General features: G+C 68.3%; 19 protein-coding genes. 4 read left to right on the top strand and 15 right to left on the bottom strand.

Going from position 1 to position 21,845, the window contains the following annotated elements; genetic code table 11:
- Nucleotides 1–8 precede the first annotated feature (8 nt).
- A complete protein-coding gene (locus DMP23_RS25115; RefSeq protein ID WP_134727847.1) occupies nt 9–3,386 on the top strand; it encodes a pyruvate carboxylase in 3,378 nt (1,125 codons plus the stop codon).
- Nucleotides 3,387–3,505: 119 nt separating this feature from the next.
- A complete protein-coding gene (locus DMP23_RS25110; protein ID WP_037811692.1) occupies nt 3,506–4,303 on the top strand; it encodes an arginase family protein in 798 nt (265 codons plus the stop codon).
- 146 nt (nt 4,304–4,449) lie between these two features.
- Here the strand turns inward: DMP23_RS25110 and DMP23_RS25105 are convergent, their stop codons facing one another.
- The gene (locus DMP23_RS25105; protein ID WP_037811690.1) at nt 4,450–4,836 is read right to left on the bottom strand and encodes a GntR family transcriptional regulator; all 387 of its coding nucleotides are present in this window, start codon (nt 4,834–4,836) and stop codon (nt 4,450–4,452) included.
- Nucleotides 4,837–5,562, bottom strand: coding sequence for a hypothetical protein (locus DMP23_RS25100; RefSeq protein WP_337822697.1), 726 nt, complete (start codon nt 5,560–5,562; stop codon nt 4,837–4,839). It abuts the gene before it with no gap.
- A 350-nt stretch (nt 5,563–5,912) separates the two neighbouring features.
- Here DMP23_RS25100 and DMP23_RS25095 point away from each other — a divergent pair, with 350 nt between their 5' ends.
- Nucleotides 5,913–7,220: a PucR family transcriptional regulator gene (locus DMP23_RS25095; RefSeq protein WP_238607886.1), complete on the top strand. Its 1,308-nt coding sequence runs from the start codon at nt 5,913–5,915 to the stop codon at nt 7,218–7,220.
- Nucleotides 7,221–7,618: 398 nt separating this feature from the next.
- On the opposite strand, the gene DMP23_RS25090 is transcribed toward DMP23_RS25095, so the two are convergent.
- Complete coding sequence (locus DMP23_RS25090; protein WP_337822696.1) at nt 7,619–9,067, bottom strand: DUF6801 domain-containing protein; 1,449 nt, start codon at nt 9,065–9,067, stop codon at nt 7,619–7,621.
- 243 nt (nt 9,068–9,310) lie between these two features.
- Between DMP23_RS25090 and DMP23_RS25085 the strand changes: the two genes are divergently transcribed.
- A complete protein-coding gene (locus DMP23_RS25085; protein WP_337822695.1) occupies nt 9,311–10,345 on the top strand; it encodes an RCC1 domain-containing protein in 1,035 nt (344 codons plus the stop codon).
- A 334-nt stretch (nt 10,346–10,679) separates the two neighbouring features.
- Here DMP23_RS25085 and DMP23_RS25080 read toward each other — a convergent pair whose 3' ends face one another.
- The 12 genes from DMP23_RS25080 to DMP23_RS25025 all read right to left on the bottom strand — a co-directional run bounded on the left by DMP23_RS25080 (nt 10,680) and on the right by DMP23_RS25025 (nt 21,845).
- Nucleotides 10,680–11,291 carry a DUF6801 domain-containing protein gene (locus DMP23_RS25080; RefSeq protein WP_337822694.1) on the bottom strand — a complete coding sequence of 204 codons (612 nt, stop codon included), beginning with the start codon at nt 11,289–11,291 and terminating at the stop codon, nt 10,680–10,682.
- 332 nt (nt 11,292–11,623) lie between these two features.
- Nucleotides 11,624–12,259, bottom strand: coding sequence for a hypothetical protein (locus DMP23_RS25075; protein WP_037811678.1), 636 nt, complete (start codon nt 12,257–12,259; stop codon nt 11,624–11,626).
- A gap of 34 nt (nt 12,260–12,293) precedes the next feature.
- On the bottom strand, nt 12,294–12,764 hold the full coding sequence (locus tag DMP23_RS25070) for a hypothetical protein (RefSeq protein ID WP_337822693.1): 471 nt from the start codon (nt 12,762–12,764) through the stop codon (nt 12,294–12,296).
- A gap of 404 nt (nt 12,765–13,168) precedes the next feature.
- Entirely contained in the window at nt 13,169–13,786 is a 618-nt protein-coding gene (locus tag DMP23_RS25065) for a hypothetical protein (protein ID WP_337822692.1), read from the bottom strand.
- A complete protein-coding gene (locus DMP23_RS25060; protein WP_337822691.1) occupies nt 13,765–14,970 on the bottom strand; it encodes an MlaD family protein in 1,206 nt (401 codons plus the stop codon). The genes DMP23_RS25065 and DMP23_RS25060 overlap by 22 nt, the downstream gene beginning before the upstream one ends.
- Nucleotides 14,970–16,022, bottom strand: a complete 1,053-nt coding sequence (locus DMP23_RS25055) for an MCE family protein (protein WP_337822690.1) — start codon at nt 16,020–16,022, stop codon at nt 14,970–14,972. Before DMP23_RS25055 ends, DMP23_RS25060 begins: the two co-directional genes overlap by 1 nt.
- Nucleotides 16,019–17,017: an MCE family protein gene (locus DMP23_RS25050; protein ID WP_337822689.1), complete on the bottom strand. Its 999-nt coding sequence runs from the start codon at nt 17,015–17,017 to the stop codon at nt 16,019–16,021. Before DMP23_RS25050 ends, DMP23_RS25055 begins: the two co-directional genes overlap by 4 nt.
- The gene (locus DMP23_RS25045) at nt 17,014–17,997 is read right to left on the bottom strand and encodes an MCE family protein (protein ID WP_337822688.1); all 984 of its coding nucleotides are present in this window, start codon (nt 17,995–17,997) and stop codon (nt 17,014–17,016) included. Before DMP23_RS25045 ends, DMP23_RS25050 begins: the two co-directional genes overlap by 4 nt.
- Entirely contained in the window at nt 17,994–18,995 is a 1,002-nt protein-coding gene (locus DMP23_RS25040; RefSeq protein ID WP_337822687.1) for an MCE family protein, read from the bottom strand. The genes DMP23_RS25045 and DMP23_RS25040 overlap by 4 nt, the downstream gene beginning before the upstream one ends.
- Nucleotides 18,992–20,233 (bottom strand): MCE family protein, encoded by a 1,242-nt coding sequence (locus DMP23_RS25035; RefSeq protein ID WP_337822686.1) that lies wholly within the window; start codon nt 20,231–20,233, stop codon nt 18,992–18,994. The genes DMP23_RS25040 and DMP23_RS25035 overlap by 4 nt, the downstream gene beginning before the upstream one ends.
- The gene (locus tag DMP23_RS25030; RefSeq protein WP_037712855.1) at nt 20,230–21,072 is read right to left on the bottom strand and encodes an MlaE family ABC transporter permease; all 843 of its coding nucleotides are present in this window, start codon (nt 21,070–21,072) and stop codon (nt 20,230–20,232) included. The genes DMP23_RS25035 and DMP23_RS25030 overlap by 4 nt, the downstream gene beginning before the upstream one ends.
- Nucleotides 21,072–21,845 carry an MlaE family ABC transporter permease gene (locus tag DMP23_RS25025; protein ID WP_037811666.1) on the bottom strand — a complete coding sequence of 258 codons (774 nt, stop codon included), beginning with the start codon at nt 21,843–21,845 and terminating at the stop codon, nt 21,072–21,074. The genes DMP23_RS25030 and DMP23_RS25025 overlap by 1 nt, the downstream gene beginning before the upstream one ends.

Raw genomic sequence — 21,845 nt, 5'->3', positions numbered from 1 at the left:
GACCGGGCATGTTCCGCAAAGTGCTGGTGGCCAATCGCGGCGAAATCGCGATCCGGGCGTTCCGCGCAGGTTACGAACTGGGCGCGGGCACAGTCGCCGTGTTTCCGCACGAAGACCGCAACTCGCTGCACCGGCTGAAGGCCGACGAGGCCTACGAGATCGGCGAACCGGGCCATCCGGTCCGCGCCTATCTGTCGGTCGAGGAGATCGTCAAGGCCGCGAAGAAGGCGGGCGCGGACGCGGTCTATCCGGGCTATGGCTTCCTGTCGGAGAACCCCGACCTGGCCATGGCCTGCGAAGAAGCGGGGATCACCTTCGTCGGCCCGAGCGCCGAAATCCTCGAACTGACCGGCAACAAGGCGCGTGCGGTCAAGGCGGCGCGCGAGGCCGGGGTCCCGGTGCTCGGCTCGTCGGAGCCGTCCAGCAACGTCGACGAACTGGTCGCGGCAGCCGACGAACTCGGCTTCCCGGTGTTCGTCAAGGCGGTCGCCGGCGGCGGCGGCCGGGGCATGCGCCGCGTCGAGGACCCGGCTCAGCTGCGCGAGTCGATCGAGGCCGCCGCGCGCGAGGCCGAATCCGCGTTCGGCGACCCGACCGTGTTCTTGGAGAAGGCCGTGGTCGAGCCGCGGCACATCGAGGTCCAGATCCTCGCCGACGGCGAGGGCAACGTGATCCACCTCTTCGAGCGCGACTGTTCGGTGCAGCGCCGCCACCAGAAGGTCGTCGAGCTGGCCCCCGCCCCGAACCTCGACCCGGAACTGCGCGACCGCATCTGCGCCGACGCCGTGAAATTCGCCCGGCAGATCGGCTACCGCAACGCGGGCACCGTCGAATTCCTGCTGGACCGCGAAGGCAAGCACGTGTTCATCGAGATGAACCCGCGCATCCAGGTCGAGCACACGGTCACCGAAGAGGTCACCGACGTCGACCTCGTGCAGTCCCAGCTGCGGATCGCCTCCGGCGAGACGCTCGCCGACCTCGGCCTGTCGCAGGACAAGATCTACCTGCGCGGCGCCGCGCTCCAGTGCCGCATCACGACCGAGGACCCGGCCAACGGTTTCCGGCCGGACATCGGCATGATCAGCGCCTACCGCTCGCCGGGCGGCTCGGGCATCCGGCTCGACGGCGGAACCGCGTTCTCCGGCACCGAGATCAGCGCCCACTTCGACTCGCTGCTGGTGAAACTCACCTGCCGCGGCCGCGATTTCCGCACCGCGGTCGGCCGCGCCCGCCGCGCGGTCGCCGAGTTCCGGATCCGCGGCGTGGCGACGAACATCCCGTTCCTCCAGGCGGTGCTGGACGACCCGGACTTCCGCGAGGGCAACGTCACCACGTCGTTCATCGAGGAACGGCCGCACCTGCTGACCGCACGGCACTCCGCCGACCGCGGCACGCGCCTGCTGACCTACCTCGCCGACCAGACGGTGAACCGTCCGCACGGCGAGCGGCCGCGCACTCCCGAGGCCGCGACGAAGCTGCCGAAGCTGCCCGCGGATCTCGTCCCGCCGGACGGCTCCAAGCAGAAGCTGACCCAACTCGGCCCGGAGGGATTCGCGCGCTGGCTGCGGGAAACTCCGCAGCTCGGCGTCACCGACACCACCTTCCGCGACGCGCACCAGTCGCTGCTCGCGACGCGCGTCCGGACGAAGGATCTGCTCGCCGTCGCCCCGGTCGTCGCCGCGACGGTGCCGCAGCTGCTGTCCCTGGAGTGCTGGGGCGGCGCGACCTACGACGTCGCGCTGCGATTCCTCGCCGAGGACCCGTGGGAACGCCTGGAGCAGCTGCGCAAGGCCGTACCGAACATCTGTCTGCAGATGCTTCTGCGCGGCCGCAACACCGTGGGCTACACGCCTTACCCGACCGAGGTCACCACGGCCTTCGTCGAGGAGGCCACCGCGACCGGCATCGACATCTTCCGCATCTTCGACGCCCTCAACGACGTCGAACAGATGCGGCCGGCCATCGAAGCCGTCCGCGCCACCGGCACCGCGGTCGCCGAGGTCGCGCTCTGCTACACCTCCGATCTGTCGGATCCGAACGAAAAGCTCTACACGCTCGACTACTACCTCAAGCTCGCCGAGCAAATCGTCGGAGCCGGGGCGCACGTGCTGGCCATCAAGGACATGGCCGGCCTGCTGCGCGCGCCCGCCGCGGCTCGGCTGGTGACCGCGCTGCGCAAGGAATTCGACCTTCCGGTGCACATCCACACGCACGACACCGCCGGCGGTCAGCTCGCCACCTACCTGGCCGCCATCCAGGCAGGCGCCGACGCGGTGGACGGCGCCGTGTCGTCGATGGCGGGCACCACGTCGCAGCCGTCGCTCGGCTCGATCGTCGCGGCCACCGACCACTCCGATCGCAGCACCGGCCTCGACCTGCACGCGATCGGCGACCTGGAGCCGTACTGGGAGAGCGTCCGCAAGATCTACGCCCCGTTCGAGGCTGGTCTCGCGTCGCCCACCGGGCGCGTCTACGACCACGAGATCCCCGGCGGCCAGCTCTCCAACCTGCGCACGCAGGCGATCGCGCTGGGCCTCGGCGACCGGTTCGAGGACATCGAAGCCATGTACGCCGCGGCGGACAAGATCCTCGGCCACCTCGTGAAGGTCACGCCTTCGTCCAAGGTGGTCGGCGACCTCGCGCTGCACCTCGTCGGCGCCGGCGTTTCCCCGGCGGACTTCGAGGCGGAGCCGAACAAGTTCGACATCCCGGACTCGGTGATCGGCTTCCTGCGCGGCGAACTGGGCGACCCGCCCGGCGGCTGGCCGGAACCGTTCCGCACCAAGGCGCTCGAGGGCCGTTCGGCGGCCAAACCGGTCGCCGAACTGTCCGAAGAGGACCACAAGGAACTCGCCGACAACCGCCGCGGCGCGCTGAACCGGCTGCTGTTCCCCGGTCCCACCAAGGAATTCCTCGCGCACCGCGACGCCTACGGCGACACCAGCGTGCTCCCGAGCAAGGACTTCTTCTACGGTCTGCGCCCGGGGGAGGAGTACTCGGTGGACCTCGAGCCCGGCGTCCGGCTGCTCATCGAGCTGGAAGCCATCGGCGAGGCCGACGAGCGCGGCATGCGGACCGTCATGTCCACGCTCAACGGCCAGCTCCGGCCGATCCAGATCCGGGACCGGTCGATCGCCTCGGACATCCCGGCCACCGAAAAGGCCGAGAAGGGCAACCCGAAGCAGATCGCCGCGCCGTTCGCGGGCGTGGTAACGCTGCAGGTGGCCGAAGGCGACCAGGTGGCGGCAGGGGCGACAGTGGCGACGATCGAAGCCATGAAGATGGAAGCGTCGATCACCGCTTCGGCGGCGGGCAAAGTCGGTCGGCTGGCAATCACCTCCGTTCAGCAGGTCGAGGGCGGGGACCTTCTCATCGTGCTCGAATAACCGGCTCCCGCGCCACTTTTTCCTGTGCGAGGGGTCCCTTCGCCCCAAAACGGAGCGAGGGGACCCCTCGCACCATTTACGGCTCGCTTTTTCCGGGGTGTTCGCGCTAGCGTCGAAGCATGCTGATCAACGCGGTGCCGCAATGGCAGGGCGCGATCAGCCCCGGGGCGAAGGGGCTGATCGAGGGCTGCCGCGCACTTTCCGAACTGGCCGGGCACGTGCTCGGCAAGCCGGTGCACCACGTACGCCAGGACGCAGCGGCGTCCGACGTCGTCGCCGGGATAGCCAACCGGTCCGTGCTCACGGGCACGAACCGGCAGTTGCAGCTGGCTGCGCTCGAAGCGCCGGAAGGCCCGGTGCTCACGATCGGCGGCGACTGCGGCGTTGAGCTGGTCCCGGTCGGCGTCGCGCGTTTCCGTTACGGCGCAACGCTTGGCGTCGCGTGGTTCGACGCGCACGCGGACTTGAACACGGCGGATTCCTCGCCTTCGGGTGCGTATCACGGCATGGTGCTGCGGTCGTTGCTCGGCGAGGGCGACAAGGAGTTCGCCGCGAGTCCGGCGATCGAACGCGGCCGAGCGGTGCTGTTCGGCGCTCGCTCGCTCGATCCCGCGGAAGAGGAAGCCATTGCCGGCGGCCTCGCCGTGCGCTCCGACGATGTCGCCGGAGCGCTGAACGCCGCCGGAGCCGACCGCGTTTATCTGCATGTGGATTTGGACATTCTTGATCCCGGCGAGTTCCCCGGAGTGAATTATCCGGAGCCCGGCGGGCTCACGATCGCAGAATTGGTTGACGCAATCGACGGGCTTTCCGGAATGGAGGTCGTCGGTGCGGGCATCACGGAATGCGTCGGCACGGAAGTCGCCGCGCTGGAACCCGTGCTGGCCGCGGTGGGGAGGGTGCTGATGGAGGGCTGAACCTCCGCGCCGAGGCGGCGGGATCCGCGCCTCGTCCGGTGAGTGGACCACGGGAACGCACGGGCAAGAAGGAGGTGTGCCCGAGACCGTGCGGAAGACGGTTCACAGAACGGCGAAAACCGCGCCGGCCGGACGATCGCCCGGATTCACCGCGACGGTGCGTCCAGGCTCGCCAATGCCACGCGCACGGCGCCGACGGCTTCGTCCGGCGCGACCCCGAGTTCCCGGCTGTGCCGGGCGTATTCGACGGCCGCGTTGAGAAGCAGCGTGCCCGGATCCGGTCGTTCGGCCGGGCCGGTCACGACGGTTCCGCGTGCCCGTGCGGTGGTGACCCAGCCGGCGGCCTCGAGCTCGCGATACACGCGGGCGACGGTCCCGGAGGCGAGTCCGAGGTCCCTTGAAAGCTGACGGATCGGCGGCAGACGGGCGTCCCGGACGAGGGAGCCGGTCGTGATCGCGCGGATGATCTGGTCGTGCACCTGACGCCAGGGCGGAACCCCGCTTTCGGCGTCGACCACTACTCGCAGCGGCATCTACCGCGCTGCCGTGGTTGTCGCGCGCTGCTTGGGCGGCGGGCCGACGATCGCGAGGAACGCGGCGACGGTGGCCACGAACGCGAGGAACGAGGCGAGGTCGCCGACTGTCCAGCCGAGCGTGGCAGCCGTTCCGGTGCCGAGCCCGAGAGCGACGCGGGCGCTGCGCACGCGCAGTGCCTGGTCGACTTCCGGGTCGCCGGCGGCCGGACGCCGCACCGCGAGGAGCACGATGATCCACGACACCGCCGCCGCGCCGACAGTCACCGCCAACGGGCCCCATTGCCGCAAAACGGCGAGATGCACGACGGCGGCGACAGTGGCCAGCCCGGAGACGATGACCGTCCACAACGGAGCGAAATCGAGCACGGCGCGTGGTGCCAGCACGGCTTCCCTGCGGGGTTCCCGCGAGGGACGCTGAGCGAGGATTTCGGCGGCGAGCCCGCCGAGCAGCACCACGAACACGAGCGAGTTCGCTGTCCGTTCTCCGACGAGATTCGTCGCGCCCGGGATGAGGGGGAGACCGAGGAACAGCCACGGATACCAGAATCGACGACGGCGCAGATACCGCACGGCTACCGGCACCTGGTCGGCAGTCGGGTTCCGCACGCCCCATTTCGCGAGCAGCCGAGCGCCTTGTTTCTCGCCTGGCCACAACACGACGAGGATGATCAGCCCGAACGGGCCGGTAATGCCCGCGACGGCGAGCGCCGAGTCGAGTTGCATCGTGGACCCCTCCCTCTTGTATCAAGTACATGTTACAAGAGGGCCGCGGGCTTTGCCGCGTGACGCTCTGTGGTCGTTGTGGCGACCCGGCGGGCCGCCGCTGAAGGCAGGTGTCCAGGTTCGCCCGTTTGCAGGCATGGCGTAGCGCACCTGGTGGTGTGTTGTCGCGATGTGCCCCTCCGACCTCGTGAACTTGTCACGAACGTGACAAGAAATCGGTTTCTTCGGGGAGCGGTGACACGTTTGGCGTTGGTTTTTCGATGTGTCGGGTGTCACCCCTCAATGGATGCGGGGGCTTCCGGCGGCGCCGCGGCGCGGTCGGGGAACCGGGGCGGAGCGAAGGAGCTGCGATGTCGGTGGAGCGGGGACTCGATCACGCTGTGCCGTCGGCTGCGCTGCCGCGCAAACTCGCCGAGATCCTGCGGCCCGAGCTGGCGAGCCTGTCCGCCGAGATCGTCGACGAAATCCGCGCGACGATTCCCGCCTACGCGCGGCCGCTCGACGGTCCGTACGGGAGATCGATCCGTGCGGGCGTCGAGTATGCGATCACGTTGTTCGTCGCGCAGATCGCCGACCCGCGGGCGTCGAAGGAACAGTCGCACGAGGTGCACCATCGGCTCGGACAGAACGAGATGCGGGAAGGGCGGAGCCTCGACACTCTGCAGTCGGCCTACCGGGTCGGCGCGCGCGTGTCGTGGCGCCGGATCATGCGCGTCGGACGGCGGGCTGGCCTTTCGTCGGCGGTGATGTCGCAGCTGGCTGACGCGATGTTGGCGTTCATGGACGAATTGGCGTCGGTCGCACTGGATGGCTATTTAGAGGCGAAAGCTCGCACCGCCGGCGCATTGGACACTTGGCGGCGACGGTTGCTCGGTGTCCTGCTGGAGGTCCCGGCCGCTCCGCCGAAGGCGATCGCGGAGCTGGCCCAGCTGACCGGATGGGCCGTGCCGGAGCAGGCGTCGCCGATTGCCGTCCAATCGCCGCTGAACGGCAGGGCCCGCCGGCACGCGACGTTGGACTCGGACGTCCTGGCGGAGTTGGACTCCGCCGAGCCGTGCATCGTCGTGCCCGGCGCGGTCAATGGCGCGCGGCTGGCGACACTTCAGGCTGCGCTGCCGAATTGCCGACTGTCCGTCGGACCGTGTGTGCCGTTGGCGAGCCTCGCCGATTCCCTGCGCTGGGCACGCCGGACGCTGGTTCTCGCCGATCGGGGGCGAATCCCTGGTGAGCGGGTGCTGCGCGCGGAGGAACATCTCGCTTCCTTGCTGGTGCACTCGGACGGCGCGCTCACCGACCTCCTCCGCACCCGGCTTTTCGCCCCCCTGGCGGACATGACCGACAAGCAACAGGAGCGTCTGCTCGAAACGCTGCGCGCTTGGCTCGACAGTCAGGGGAACGTGGTCGAGATTGCCGAGCGCCTGCAAGTCCACCCGCAGACGGTGCGGTACCGCATGCGCCAATTGCAGGCGACCTTCGGCGAGCTGCTGCGCGATCCAGCCGCGCGGTTCGAAATGGAACTGGTCTTGCGCGCGGCCGCGGACGACCGGCCACGTTCGGGGCTGTCTTGGCCGCAGCCTCTCGCCGGGGCGAATATGGTGCCCGCCAGCCGTCGGCCGACTTCGCTCGAAAATTCGTCCGGTCCAAGGTCGGGCAGGTGATTCAGGTTCGCCGGTACTTCCGGGGTCGCTTTGTCTCGAGCAGAGGGCCCGGCGGGGAGGGAACGCAACCCGGCGAACACCAGGACGGACAGGACGAGCAGCGTCGGAATCGCTTGTAGCGGCCAACGTAGCCGCTCAATGGCGAATCTTGTGTGGTTTGCAGGTGAGGCTGGAGCAACGGCTCCCTGTCCGGCGAGCGGATGACCGATCGGCCGCGTGCCGCGATGCTGCTGGACGAGCGGCGACCGGTGCGGGTGCCGGGGTCGGGGCACCGGGCTCATGGTCGTGGTCGGCGGCCACCGGGTGAAGCAGCGGAGCGAAACCGGTGCTGCCCGGTCGTCCGCGGGCTGGCGGAACCTTGACCGAACACCGTTCCGGCAGCCGGGGCGTGTTCGGTCTCAGCCAGGAGGCGGTGTGCTGGGGATGGGCTTGCACTTGGTGTGATCCGGATAGTCTTTGGCGGGGCAGGAGCCGAAGTTGACGTTGACGACCTTGGCCTGGTTGACGTTCGTCGTGGTGGAGGCCATGCCGGTGAGCAGCGGGCTGAGCGGTTCGGCGGTGCCGCAGTGGACGAACGGCGGCAGGGCGAAACCCCGGTAGTCGGGGTCGGGCGAATTCGGGTCCGTGCTGAGGATGCCGCCCTTCAAGGCGCTGTACGCACCGGACAGGCTGAGCGAGATCGGCTTGGCGGTGACGCAGTCCGGGCCGAGGTCCAGCGGCACGCCGTTGATTCTGGCGTTGCTCATCCGGGCCATGACCTGGATGTGCGTGGTCAGGAAATCGCCGGAGAGGACGAGCTTGCCGGTGAACTCGATCAGCTTGGAGTTGCGGTAGTCGACGGGCAGGAACTCGACGGTGGCGGTCACCGGAACGAAGCCGAAGCCGAGGAACGTCGCGTCGACCGGGCGGAAGCCGACGTTTCCGCTGATCGTGCTCGGGTCGTGCTGGAGATAGTCGGGCGGGATGAGCAGCACCGTCCAGGTTCCGTTGAGCACGCCGGTCCGGGCGCTGGCGACGGTCGCGCCCAGCCGGTAGACGGACGAAGTCGCCGCGACCTGGACGTAGTCGAGCGGGGTGATGAGCGGGAAAGGAGGGTCGTCCTGCGGAGTAGCCGCGTCGCGGCGGGCTGAAGGCGGCGGCGACGGCGCGGTGCTCGGCTCAGCCGGCTTCTTCGGGACAGCCGTGGGCGCTCCGGTGGCGAGGATCGACGCGAGGGTGGTGGTCTGGTCGGGAAGAAGGGTGCAGGCGACCGGTGCGGTCTCGGTGGCACCGTCGGCAGCCGGTTTCACCGCGATGGTCGGGGCTCCGACGTCGAAGCTGACCTTGCCGGGAACGGTAATTGCCTGTTCCGGCAGGTCCGCGGTCGCGGTGAGCTTCACGTCGCCAGCCGGCGGCATCGGGGTTGCGGCGATCGTGAACGGAGCGGGGATCGCGGTGCTCTTGTCGCCTTGGCGCGCGGTGAGGTCGAGGGTCAGGCCGCCGCGGATGCCGTCTGGGGCGCCTGGCGGCAGCTGGACGGCGACGGCGCGCGGAAGCGTGAAAGACGCGGTCAGGGAACGGAATTTCAGCGCGGACCCGACCGGCACCGTCGCGGGCACGGTCGCGGAGACGGTGAGGGTGATCTGCTGCGAGCCGGCGGGGGCGGCGAACGGGCAGTCGAGGACGATGTCCTTGCTGACACTCTGTTCGCCGGCTGACACCGGGGGCGGTGCGGCGGGGGTGGGTGTCTCGGTCGAGGCGGAGCTGACGCCGGTGAGGGCGCCGGTGCCGATCGACAGTGCGCCGAGTACTGCAAGGGCGAGGAAAGCTGGGCGGCGGCGGGCGGAGTGCCCGCGTGGGTTCGGCATCGTGCGCCTCCTCGCCCTGCGGTCCGGAAAATGGGTTCCGAGCGAAGTTACCGGTGAGTTTCGCCGGTGCGCAAGCATGGGTGGCGGACGGTCGTTTTCCGTTGCGGGAAAAGGGTTTTCTTATGGCCGGGAGCTAGTCTGGAGCCGGTTTTTCATCGGAAACTGACAAAGAATTCGCGCGTTCCCCGCGCAGGCCGCGGGACTGGGAACATCTCTGCGGGAAGCACGGAGGAAGGAGCTGCGATGGCGGCCGGACGCCGGAGATGGGGCAAGGCAGCGACGGCGGTCTTCGCGGTCGTCGTAGTGGGGGCAGGGACCTCGTCGAGCGGTCCGGCAGCCGCGACGTCGGCACCGCAGCCGACGCGACCGAATGCGGCGGGAGCGCAGCGGGAAGCGGGCAGTGCGGCCGGCGCGGCGGACGTGCCGCAATTGACCGCCGCAGGCGGGCTCTACCAGTGGGGGACGCAAAAAGCGCCCTCGCCCATGCCACCGGCCCTGACCTCGGGTCTCTCCGCGGTTTCGGCCGGAGGAGAGTTCGGAATGGCGCTCAAGAACGGTGCCGTGCTCGCCTGGGGCGACAACAATTTCGGCGAAAGCGAGGTGCCGGCGGAACTGTCGTCGGGCACCAGCCAGATCGCTGCGGGCTGGACGCACGGCCTTGGGCTCAAGAACGGCAAGGTGTATGCGTGGGGGAACGACTGGTACGGCCAGACGGAGCTTCCCGCGTCGGTCTCCAGCGGGGTCACGGCGATTTCCACCAGTGCGGTGCACAGTCTCGCGTTGCTGGCGGACGGCCGGGTGGTCAGCTGGGGGAACCGGTCGGACGTTCCGGACTTCGCGCAGTCCGGCGTCAGCGCGATCTCGGCGGGCGGGGATTACAGCCTCGTGCTGAAGAACGGCTCCGTATTCGCCTGGGGCAGCAACACTTTCGGCCAGGCGACGGTTCCCGAGGCGGCGCGGTCCGGGGTGACTGCGATTTCGGCCGGGTATGAGCACGGTCTCGCGCTGAAAGACGGCGGAGTGATCGCCTGGGGGCACGACAACGACGGCCAGACCGAGGTCCCCGCGGCGGCCAAGAGCGGGGTCGTCGCCATTGACGCGGGGTGGAACCACAACCTGGTCGTCAAGGCGGACGGGTCGATGGTCCTCTGGGGCAACAACACCTACAGCCAGGCGACGGTGCCGAAACCGCCGGTGTGCGGGCCAGTGACCGGTGCGTCGGCGGGCTACGAGTACAACCTGGTGATCACGGATCTGTCGATCCGCTGCCGTCGGTGAAGCGCCAGGCGGCGAGGGCGCATGGCCGCGTTTCCGGTGCGCTGGAACGGGGTCATGACTGTTCGTCTCGAGTCGAGCCGGTTCCCGGACGCTGAACGGAGCCGATTTCCGGTGCGCTGGGAAGCTCGGGTGTTGAACCGGTTTCTCGTTCGCCGCACCAGCGGATCGTTGCCCGCATGCTGAGGAAGGCGCTTCTCCGTGTCACGACGGGAAGCGGTTCACAGGTGCCAGACCGAGCACACGGCTGGGCGGGAGTTGGTCTTCTGGTTGCCTGCGCAGGTCCTGGATACGACGGCGGAGGGGCGGCACTCGGCCGCCCCTCCGCCGGAATGGGTCAGGAAATGGTGCCCGAGGGGCTGAAGCTGGTGCCCGACGGGGCGCTGCACTGCATGGTCCACGGGGTCCAGCTGCCGTCTGACGCCTTGTGGAACTCGAGTTGCGCGGAGAGTCCCGTGTCGAGGCCGAACGTCACCGTGCCGGGGGTGCTCGGCGCCGTGTAGGTCGGGATCGACGACGTCGAGGTCTGGGCGATGTTCACCGTGATCGCGCCGCCCGCCGGGTAGATCTGCTCCGGGATCTGCAGGCCGGAGGCGTCCGACGGGGAGAGCGAGCCGTTGTCGACGGTGATCGGGACGTCGGCGGTGCCGCGGATTCCGTCGTATCCCGCGGCGGTGAGCAGCGCGTGGACCAGCGCGGTGATGGTCGCGGTGCCGGAAACGTTGGACGGCGTCGTGGTGCCGTTGACGGGGATCGTGTCCGGGCCGTCGAACTGCGCGGTGATCGCCACGTTCTGTGCCGGGATGGCCGGGAACGTGCAGCTGTAGTTCGCGGGGCCGGCCTGGTAGGTCGCGGTGGCGGCCGAGGCCGTGCCTGCGGTGAGGACCGCGATCGCGCCTACCGCGACGCCGGTCACCACGCCCGTGGACAGTTTGCTGAGCCGGGGCATACCATTCTCCTTAGATCGGACTGCAGTTTTCGCGGCGATCCTGCGCAGTGGGGACGGAGGTTTCCGCGGATTCCGTTCCGGACCAGGTTTTCGGGAACGGGGATCGGCTCGGTGAGCGATACCGGCCGCGAGCCCAAGGTTACCCGTGAGTTCAGTCGGCAACAACCCTGGTCAGCGCCTTGTCCGCGAGTCGGCGACTGGACCGATTCTTTTGTCACCGGCCGCGTAAACAGTATCGGCGTCTCGTGCGAGCATGATAATTGTACTCAGGCCGGATATGCGAAAACGGAGTGCCGGAAACACTTTCCGGCACTCCGTTTTCGGATGGTTGATCAGTTCTTGGAGGTCAAGGTCAGCGAGATGGTGTTGTCCGGTCCGGACACCAGTGCGCCGAGCGCGAGGTCGGCGATGAAGCAGTTCTTGAAGTCCGGGATGGTGTAATTCCCGGTGAGTGTGATCGGCTTGGTGATGTCGACGTTCGCCGCGGTCAGGGTCAGGTCGATCGGCTTGACGGTCGTACAGCTGCCGGGCACGGTCGGGACCGGGAAGACCGGCACGATCGGGCCCGCCCAGATGTCGCTGATCTCCATGTTCGCGGTTTCGTGCGTGGTGAGGGTGCCGTTCGCGAGGGTGCCGGTCGCGGGTGCGGTCGGGGTGACAGTGACCTTTGCTTTGATCTTGAAGCCGCCTGCGAGCAGCGAAATGTGCGCGGTGGCCGGCGGCAATTGCAGATTGGCGTTGAGACCGACGGCTCCGGTTTGATCGTCGACCAGCAGATTTCCGGCGAGACTTCCGGGGCCGAGGTCGAGGGTGCTTCCGGTCTTCTTCACGACCGTGCTGCCCGTCACAGAGTAGGAGATCGGAATGGGTATTTCGGTCGCTGATGCGGGAACAGCGGAGGCGAGGCTGACCGCGGTCGCGGCGGCCGCTGCGAGCACGCCGATTCTGGCGATCCGGGAAATGGGCATGACGGTACTCCTTCGGCGGTGAGGAAACAGAATTTCATCGGGGAGCGAGATCGGTGACGAACCAGTTTCCGTCAATGCGCTCAGCGGTGACGGCCAGTTGTGCGGCGGCTGTCTCGGGAGTGGCGGAATTCCCCCTCGTGGCGGACTGGTCGAGGAAAACGAGCAACTGTGCGTGATCGTTCGTGAGCTGCTGGACGGAGGCGGCGGAGACGCGGGAGGTGAGAGTCAGGCATTGGCTCGGGGCCATTGTGCGGACTTGGGCGAAGAGTTTTCCGTAGGAATCGCGGGCGTGGCCGCGGAGCAGGGTGGCGGCGGCGTTCTCGGTGACGTCGGTTTTGTCGTAGGTGTAGGAGAAGATCTTGTTGAGGGTGAGGCTGATGGCGGAAGTGACCGCGGCGGTCGCGGGCTGATCGGTCAGCGCGCGGTTCGAGGCGGCGGCGGACGCGCTGGTGGAGCGGGCTTCGGCGGTGCACCAGACGCCGACGGCGGTGAGCAGGACGGTCAAGGACAGGAGGAGAACGAGGAGGCGGGTGTGACGGGGATGCTCGGCATTGGGGTCGCGAGCGGGATGTTCGGCGGGTTCGGTGTCGGCGGGTGGTTGGTGGGAATCGGAGGTTGTTGTGGCGTGGGGAGTTGAGTCGGTGCGGGAGGAGGTGGCGGTCGCGGGGGAGGGTGGGTGAGTGGTGATGTGTGCTGGCTGAATGGCTGCCGCGGTGGTTCGCTGGTCGGTGGCCGAGGCTTGGGCGGGGTTCGCGGGTGGCTCGGCGGATTCGGCTGGTGTCTGGTCGGTGCCTGCCGCATGCGGCTGCGCGGAATCGTCAGCAACAGCGCTCGGCGGCGCGGAGTCGGTTGCGGCCACAGCGGAATCAGCGGGTTCGGTGCGTGGCTTCCGCCGGTGCAGGGAGAGCTTCATGACCCCGCCACCCCCAGTTGCTCCAGTGAGCTGAGTTTCCAGCCGGATGCTGTGCGGGTCATCGTCGCGGCCAGGCGGGTGCGGCGGATGGGCTGTGCGGCGCCGTCCTTGGTGACGGTGATTTCCACGGAGGCCAGGAGTTTCGCGGTACCGGCGTCGGCGTCTAGGTCGGAGAGTCCGGCGTCTAGGACGTGGCCTGTGGTGGCGGAGCCGTCGGAAGGGACACTGCTCGGCAGGGTCGTCTGGAGGGCACCGGTTGTCGCGGATTGCCAGTGGGTCAGGGTTTGGTCGCGGTGTTGGGGGTCGAAGGTGGTGACTGTGGCGATCAGGGTGCGGCCGGCGGTGACGGCTTCGTCGCGGGTCGCGCCTGCGGTCGAGGCGGGAGCGGTCGCGGCGGCGTGCCACGACCAGGCTGACCAGGCGGCGAAAGCGGCGGCTGCGGTCAGGGCGATTCCGGCGGCCCACGTCCACCTGCGAGGGGATTTTGCGGTCGTGGGGGAGGCGGTTGTGTCAGTCGCGGAGTCGGCGACGCGTGAGGACTCCGCGTCAGGCGGCAAATCGTCGACGGAGGAAGCCTCGTCCGCTGAGACCGTCAGTTTCCCCGGCGTAGCCACAGCATCTCCTCCAGATCAGTCGACGTCGGAAGTCCGGCAGCCGCCGCGGGGAGGCCGCCTGGGTGGGCGGGCTCTGGGACTCCGGGGTGTGGTGCGTGCTGGGAGCCGCGCACCGACGACGGGTCTCCGGCGGGCAGCGTGCAGGCCGCTGAGGTGTTGAACGGGAGCACCGGCAGTTCGGCGCTGCTGCGGATCTTCGTGCTCTCGTAGCCTTTCCGGCACGGCGGCGGGTCGAAGAACGTCAGGGCCAGTGACAGCCGTCCGCTGTCGGGGGTGATGGCTGACGACGTTGCGGCTACGGTTTTCGGCAGCGTCACCAGCAGTTGCTCCAGGCCGTCGGTACGGGCGCTGAAGACGTCGGCTGTCGTCAAAAGATTGGCCATCAGGATGGGGAGGCCGGGGCTGTTGTCGCGCAGCAAGCCCGTCACCTGGGTAGCAGCCGGCGGGGCGGTCGCGATCAGCTGGCGCAGGTCACCGTCCGACGAAGCCAGTTGCGAGGCGAACAGGTGGGCGTTCCGGCTGAAGTCGCGCCACGCGGTTGAGGACGCGGCTTGCGTTTTCAGGACTGTCGAGCCGTCGTCGAGGAGTTTTGTGGTTTGGGGCAGGTGGGCGGAGGCGGAATCGGTGAAGGACCTCGCGGTGTCCATCAGCAACTGCAGGTCTGGGCCGCTGCCTTGCAGGGCGTTGTCCAGCTCGTTGACCACGGTGCGCAGGTCCTCGGTCGGGACCGAGGCCGTCAGCGAGTCCACGTCGGACAAGAAGGTCTGCACGGGAAGGGGCAGGGTGGTGGAGCTGCGGGGGATGACGCTGCCGTCTTCCAGGTAGGGACCCCGGTCGTTAGTCGGTTGCAGGTCGACGTACTGCTCGCCGACGGCGGAGCGGTTCGCGACGATTGCGCGGGCGTTCGACGGGATCTGCGGGGCGGAGGTGTCCAGCAACAGGTCCGCTTCCATGCCGTGTTCGGTCAGGCGTAGTTGGCCGATCCGGCCTACCGCTACGCCTCGGTAGGTGACCTCGCCGTTGGTGAAGATGCCGCCGCCTTCGGAAAGTTCCAGGTGCACGGTGTAGGTGCCGGCACCGAAAAGACGCGCGATCCCGGCGTATTTCGCGCCGACGAACGAAGTCGCGGCCAGCGCGACTATCACGAAGGCGATGACCTGGATCCGGATCCGTCTGGTGAGCATCACTGACCCCCGGAAGGGGGAGGCAGCGTCGGAAGGCTTGGTGGGACGCCTTGATCCGGCGGCGGCAGCGGGACACCGGCACCGGGCGTGACCGTGGCGTAGACGTTCAGGTAGTCGCCCTTGATCGCGTCCAGAACGGGGTCGGTGAACGGGAACGACGGCAGGATTTCCAGCGCCTTCGGCAGGTTCTGCCCCGCATCGGCCAGGCGGCGCAGGATGGGAGCGAGTGCGCGCAGGTCGGCGGCCAGGTCGTCGCGGCTCTTGTTCGTCACATCAGTGGCCACTGTGGACAGTTGGTCCAGCGATTGCAGCATCGTTACCAGTTGCGGTCGCTGGTCGGTGAGGGTCTTCAGACCGGGGGTCAGGTCGGTGAGGGCGTCGGCGATCTGCTGGTTCCGGTCGGCCAGCGACGCCGACAGGTGGTTGAGGCCGTCCAGCGCGGCGGTGATGTCGCGGCGGTGCGCGTCGAGGTTCGTCATCAGCTGGTTGACCCCGGACAGGAAACTGCGGATTTCCTCCTCGTTGCCGTCCATGGCCTTCGTCAGTTCGCGGTTGATCGTCTGCAACTGCCCGATCCCGCCGCCGTTGAGCAGCAGCGACAGTGCGCCGAAGATCTCCTCGAACTCTGGGTTCCGGTTGGTTCGCGACACCGGGATGACCGCCTTGTCGCCCAGCTGCCCGGAAGGGGACGCGACCGGCGCGGCCAGTTCCACGAACTTCTCGCCCAGCAGCGACGATTGCCGCAGTCGGGCGACGGCGTTCGCGGGCAGGTGGACGTCGCCGTTCACCGCCAGGACGGTTTCGGCGGTCCAGCCGTCCGCGCCCAGGCGGATCGATTGGACGCGCCCGACCGGGACGTCGTCCACCTTCACCGCGGCTTGCGGGACCAGGTCCAGGACGTCGGCGAATTGGACGGTGACCTCGTACGGATGCGCGCCGAGGTCCGCACCGCCGGGCAGCGGGAGGTCGTAGACGCCCCGGAAGCCGCCGGGTGCGGCGCAACCGGCCAGCGTGCTCACCGCCAGCGCAAGGAAGAGCCTTCGCGCCTTCATCGGCCGCCTCCCGTCACGGCCGCGTCCGTCGTCGGGAACGGCAGGTAATCCAGCAGGTCAGCGCGGCCTTGCAGACGTCCGGTTTCCGGATCGACCGCGTTCAGCACGTTCTGCGCGGCCAGCGGCGCGACGTCCAGCGCTTCGGCCAGCGACGCGCGTTGGTCGACCAGCGTCTGCGTCGTCTTGGCCAGTTTGTCTACATTGGACTTGATCGCGGCCCGGTTGTCCCGGATGAAGCCCTGGACCGAAGCCAGCGCGCCGCCGAGCGAGCGCAACGCGTCGGACAGCTCGCCGCGATTCTCCGCCAAGGTGGCCGACACCTTGGCCAGCTGCTGGTTCACGTCGGCGACCTGATGGTCGTTCGTGGCGAGCATGGTGGTGAACTTCTGCAGTTCGTCGACGGTTCCGAACAGGTCCTGCGAATTGCCCGCCAGGGTGCGGGCGAGGCGGGCGAAGTCGCGGACGGAGCTGTTGAACGCCTTGCCGTTGCCGTCCAGGTTCGCCGCGCCGGTGCGGAGGAGGTCGGACAGCGCGCCGTGGGAGTTCGCGCCGTTCGGGCCGAGCGCCTTGCTCAGCGTGTCCAGGCTCGAATACAGCTGGTCCAGCTCCACTGGCGTGCCCGTGCGGGCAGTACCGATCACCGCGCCGTCGGCTAAACGTGGGCCGCCACGGGCGAGTTTGCCCAGCTGGACATAGCGGTCGGCGACCACGCTCGGCGCGATGACCAGCGCGGTGGTGTCGGCGGCGACGGGGATGTGCGGATCTACCGATAAGTCGACACGAACCTGACTGCCCTGCGGAAGGACCGCGGTGACCTCGCCGACCTTCACCCCGAGCACCCGGACGTCGGATCCACTGTAGACACCGACTGCCCGCGAAAAGTACGCCGTGACGCGGTATCGGCCGGACCCGGAGAACACCCACCACAGGACGCCGCAGATCACCAAGGCCATGACCAGCAGGAAGACGACGAAACGGTATGCGCGCGTGGTCATTTCGCGCCTTCCTTCGGCGGGGTGCACGGATCGCGGTTCTCCGGCAGGAGGCCGCACAGGTAGCTGTCGATCCAGCGGCCGTTGCCGGCGGTGTTGGTCAGCACGCGGAAGTACGGCCCGGCGAGCTTGAGGCTTTGCGCGAGGTTCTCGTCCTGCCGTTGCAGCAGATCGGTCACGCGGTCGAGCTGCTGCAACGCCGGTGCGAGCTGCGCGGTGTTGTCCGCGACGAGCCCGGACAGCTGCTTCGCGAGCTGCTGGGTGCCGACGAGCAGCTGGTGGATCGCGTCGCGGCGGTGGTCCAGTTCGGTGAGCAGCAGGTCGCCGTCCTTGACGAGTTTCTCGAAGTCGTCGTTGGAGTTGGCGATCGTGGTGGTCAGTTTGCGGGCATTGGCCAGCAGTTCGGCGATCTCGTTGTCACGCGAGGAGATCGTTTTCGACAGCGCGCTCAGCCCGTCCAGCGCGGTGCGGACATGCTGCGGCGAGTTGCGGAAGGTGTCGCTGATCGTGGAGAAGCTGGTCGCGAGCTGCTTCGTGTCGATCGCGCCCGCGGTGTCGGCGAGGCCGTTGAACGCGTCGGTCACGTCGTACGGGGTCACCGTGCGGTCGCGCGGGATCGGCTGGTCCGGGTCCTGCTCCGCCCGCCCGGCCGGGTCGAGGGCCAGGAACTTGCGGCCCAGCAACGTCTTGATCTTGATCTGCGCCGACGTCCGGTTGCCGATCCAGGCGTTCTTGACCCGGAAGCTGACCAGCACGTGGTCGTCGTCCAGGTCCACCTGGGACACTTCGCCGACCTTGATCCCGGCGATCCGCACCTCGTCGTCCGCCTGCAGCCCGGCGGCCTCGCTGAATTCGGCCTGGTAGGTGGTGCCGCCGAGGAACGGCAGGCGGTTGTAGTTCAGCGTGCCGGTGAGCACCGCGGCCAGCGCGAGGCTGCCGACGACCCCCAGCACGAGCGGATTGCGCTCCCGGAACGACTTCACGCGCCACACCTCGCCGCGGTCTCCGCCACGCCGCGCGGCGGCGACGTCTCCAGGACGGCTTTGCACAGATAGAAGTTCATCCACGAGCCGTACGACCCGAGCGTGCCGATGCGGTCCATCTTCTTGGGCAGCGTGGTCAGTGCCTTGTCCACGTCGGCCTCCCCCTTGTTCAGGTTCCGGGTCAGCGCGTCGAGACCGGAGATGCTGTCCTTGAGCCCGGGCCGGATCTCGGTGAGCAGGCCGCTGGTGGACTGCGTCAGCTCGGCCAGCCCGGACACCGCGTCGCCGATCGCCGTGCGGTCCTCGGCGAGCCCGGACACGAGCTGGCGCAGGGTCGACACCAGCGTCGCGAGCGAATCTCCCTTGCCGTTCACGGTTTTCAGCACCGAGTTCAGGTTGCCGATCACCTCGCCGATGACCTGGTCGCGGCTGGCGAGCGTGCTGGTGAGCGATCCGGTGTGCTGCAGCAGTTCGGTCACCGTGCCGCCTTCTCCTTGCAGCACTTGGACGATCTCGCCGGACAGGTCGTTGACGTCCTTCGGCGAGAGGGCCTGGAAGAGCGGTTTGAAACCGTTGAACAGGTCGGTCAGGTCGAGCGCCGGAGTCGTGCGGTCCAGCGGGATTTCGCCGCCGGACGGCAACACCCCGGCCGGGTCGCGGGGGCGCTCCAAAGCGAGATAGCGCTGGCCGACCATGTTGCGGTACTTGATCACCGCGGTCACGTTGGCGGGCACCGTGCGGCCGTTTTCCAGTGAGAAGCTGACGTGCGCGCGGTTCTGGTCGACGACGTCGAGGCCTTCGATCTGCCCGACCTTCACCCCGGAAATCCGCACGTCATCGCCGACATTGAGCGCGGTGGCGTCGACGAAAGTGGCTCCGTACCGCTGGCTCCCGCCGACCGAGCCGCCGGTGATCGACAACGCGAGAATGACCGTCGCGAGCACGGTGACCAGGATGAAGATCAGGCTTTTGACCAGGGGAGCGGCAAGGTTTCTCACTTCGCCGTCACCTCCGTTCCGCGATAGAGCGGGCCGACCAGGACGCTGCTCCACATCGGCACGTCAGCGGTCGGAACACCCAGCTGGGGCGCGAGCAACGGGCCCAGGAACTGCTGCTCCTGCGGGGAATTCGCGATACCGAGGTCGCCGGTCGACGGCACGGTCGCCGGAGTGCCCGCGGTCGGCGTCACCCCGCTCGGGTAGCAGCGCGGGCCGGTCTTCTCGGTGTACGCCGGATCGTCCTTGCCCGGCACGTATTTCCCGCGCGACTTGGACACGGTGACCTCGACGTGCAGCCCGGGTTCTTTCGTTCCGGCACCGAGGACCTTGTCCATCGACGGTTTTAAGTCGGTGAGCGCCTGTAGAGTGCAGGGGAAGCTGGGGGAGTACTTAGCACCGATTTCGAGCGGACGGCGGCTGTCCGCGGACAACGCGATGATGTTGTTCCGGTTCTGCTGCAGGAACGTCGTGAGGTCCTGCGACGACGTGGTCACCTGCTGATACAGCGAGCCGAGGTCAGTGCGCTTGGCGTTGATTGTGCCGAGGGTGACTGACGAATCGGTGAGTGCGTCGAGCAGATCGGGTGCGATGTCGCCGTACATCTGGGTGACGGTGGCGAGGTCGCGCACGTTTCGGTCGAGCTGCGGCAGGTTCGGGTTGAACCGCCGCAGGTAGTCCGACGCGGTCGCCAACGTCTTGCCCAGCTGTTCGCCGCGGCCTTGCAGTGCAGTGGAAACCGCGGTCAGCGTGGTGGCCAGTTTCTGCGGCTGCACGGCCTTCAGCACCGGGAGCAGGTTGTCGAAGACGCGCTCCAGCTCGATCGCGTTCGCCGACCGGTCCTGCGAGATCACGTCTCCGGCCCGCAACGGGCGCTGCCGGCCGGTGTCCGGAATGGACAGTTGGACGTACCGTTCGCCGAAGAGGGTCTTGGGCACGAGCAACGCGGACACGTTGACGGGCAGCCATTTCACCTGATCCGGGTCCAGCGCGAGCGAGATCTCCGCACCGCCGCGGATCGCGTGCACGCCCCGGATCTCGCCGACCACGACGCCGCGCGCCTTTACCTGACCGCCTGCGCGCAGCTGGTTGCCGACGCGGTCGGCTTGCAGCGTCACCGGGACCGTCGTGGTGAAGTCCTTGTTGTAGATCTTCACCGTGAGCAGCACGAACGCCGAGAGCGCCGCCAGGAACAGCACCCCGGCGGTGCGGACTCCGGTCTTGTGCCAGCGCCGGTTCATCCGGCCACCTGCACGGTCGTCGTCGCGCCCCAGATCGCGAGGCTGAGGAAGAAGTCCAGCACGCTGATCGCGACGATCGCCGTCCGCACCGCCCGGCCCACCGCGACGCCGACGCCGGCCGGGCCGCCGCTCGCGCGGAAGCCGTAATAACAATGCGCGAGCACCACGACGACGCTGAAGATCAGCACTTTCCCGAACGACCACAGCACGTCGCCGGGCGGCAGGAACAGCAGGAAGTAATGGTCGTACGTGCCCGCTGATTGCCCGAAGCCCCACACCGTGACCTGCCGCGACGCGAGATACGACGACAACAGTCCCACGGCGTACAGCGGAATCACCGCGATGAACCCGGCGATCACCCGCGTGGTCACCAGATACGGCACGCTCGGGATGCCCATCACTTCAAGCGCGTCGATCTCCTCCGAGATCCGCATCGCGCCCAGTTGCGCGGTGAACCCGCAGCCGACCGTCGCCGACAATGCCAGCCCGGCCACCAAAGGCGCGATCTCGCGGGTGTTGAAGTACGCCGAAATGAACCCGGCGAACGCCGACGTGCCCACCTGGTTCAGCGCCGAATACCCTTGCAGCCCCACGACAGTCCCGGTCGCGACGGTCATCCCGACCATCACGCCGATGGTCCCGCCGATTACCGCCAGCGCGCCGCTGCCGAAGCTCACCTCGGCCAGCAGCCGGACGATCTCGCGCAGGTACCGGCGCACCGCGCGCGGCACCCAGCCGAGCGCGCGCAGGAAGAACAGGATCTGGTCGCCGAGGGTGTCGAGGAAGCCCAGCCTGCGGTCGATGGCCTCGAGCACGCGCGTCGGAGTCGGGGTGGCCATCAGCTTCCCTTCGGCGGCACGAGCTGGAGGTAGACCGTGGTGAGGACCAGGTTCAGCACGAACAGCAGCAGGAACGTGATCACGACGGACTGGTTCACCGCGTCGCCGACGCCCTTCGGCCCGCCGCGCGGGTTCAGTCCGCGATACGACGCGACGACCGCGGCGACGAACCCGAACAGCAGCGCCTTGATCTCGCTGATCCACAGGTCCGGCAGCTGCGCCAGCGCGGAGAAACTCGCCAGGTACGCGCCCGGGGTGCCGCCCTGCATGATCACGTTGAAGAAGTAGCCGCCGAGCACGCCGACCACGCTGACCATGCCGTTGAGGAACACCGCCACGCCCATCGCGGCCAGCACCCTCGGCACGATCAGCCGCTGGATCGGCGAAACCCCCAGCACCTCCATCGCGTCGATTTCCTCGCGGATGGTGCGGGAACCGAGGTCGGCGCACATCGCGCTGCCGCCCGCGCCCGCGATCAGCAGCGCGGTCACGATCGGGCTGGCCTGCTGGATAATCGCGAGCACGCTCGCCGCGCCGGTGAACGACTGCGCGCCGATCTGCGTGGTCAGCGACCCGATGTGCAGCGCGATCACCGCGCCGAACGGGATCGACACCAGCGCGGTCGGCAGGATCGACACGCTCGCGATGAACCAGAACTGCTGCACGAGTTCGCGGAACTGGAACGGACGGCGGAACGTCAGCCGGACGACGTCGAGCCCCAGCGCGTAAAGCCGGCCGGTCTGGTGCAGTGCCGCGGCGCCGGGAAACGCCAT

Source organism: Amycolatopsis sp. A1MSW2902 (genome assembly GCF_017312175.1).
Taxonomy (GTDB): domain Bacteria; phylum Actinomycetota; class Actinomycetes; order Mycobacteriales; family Pseudonocardiaceae; genus Amycolatopsis; species Amycolatopsis nivea.
Note: the sequence above shows the minus strand (reverse complement) of the source record. Positions and strands in the feature narration are given on the sequence as shown.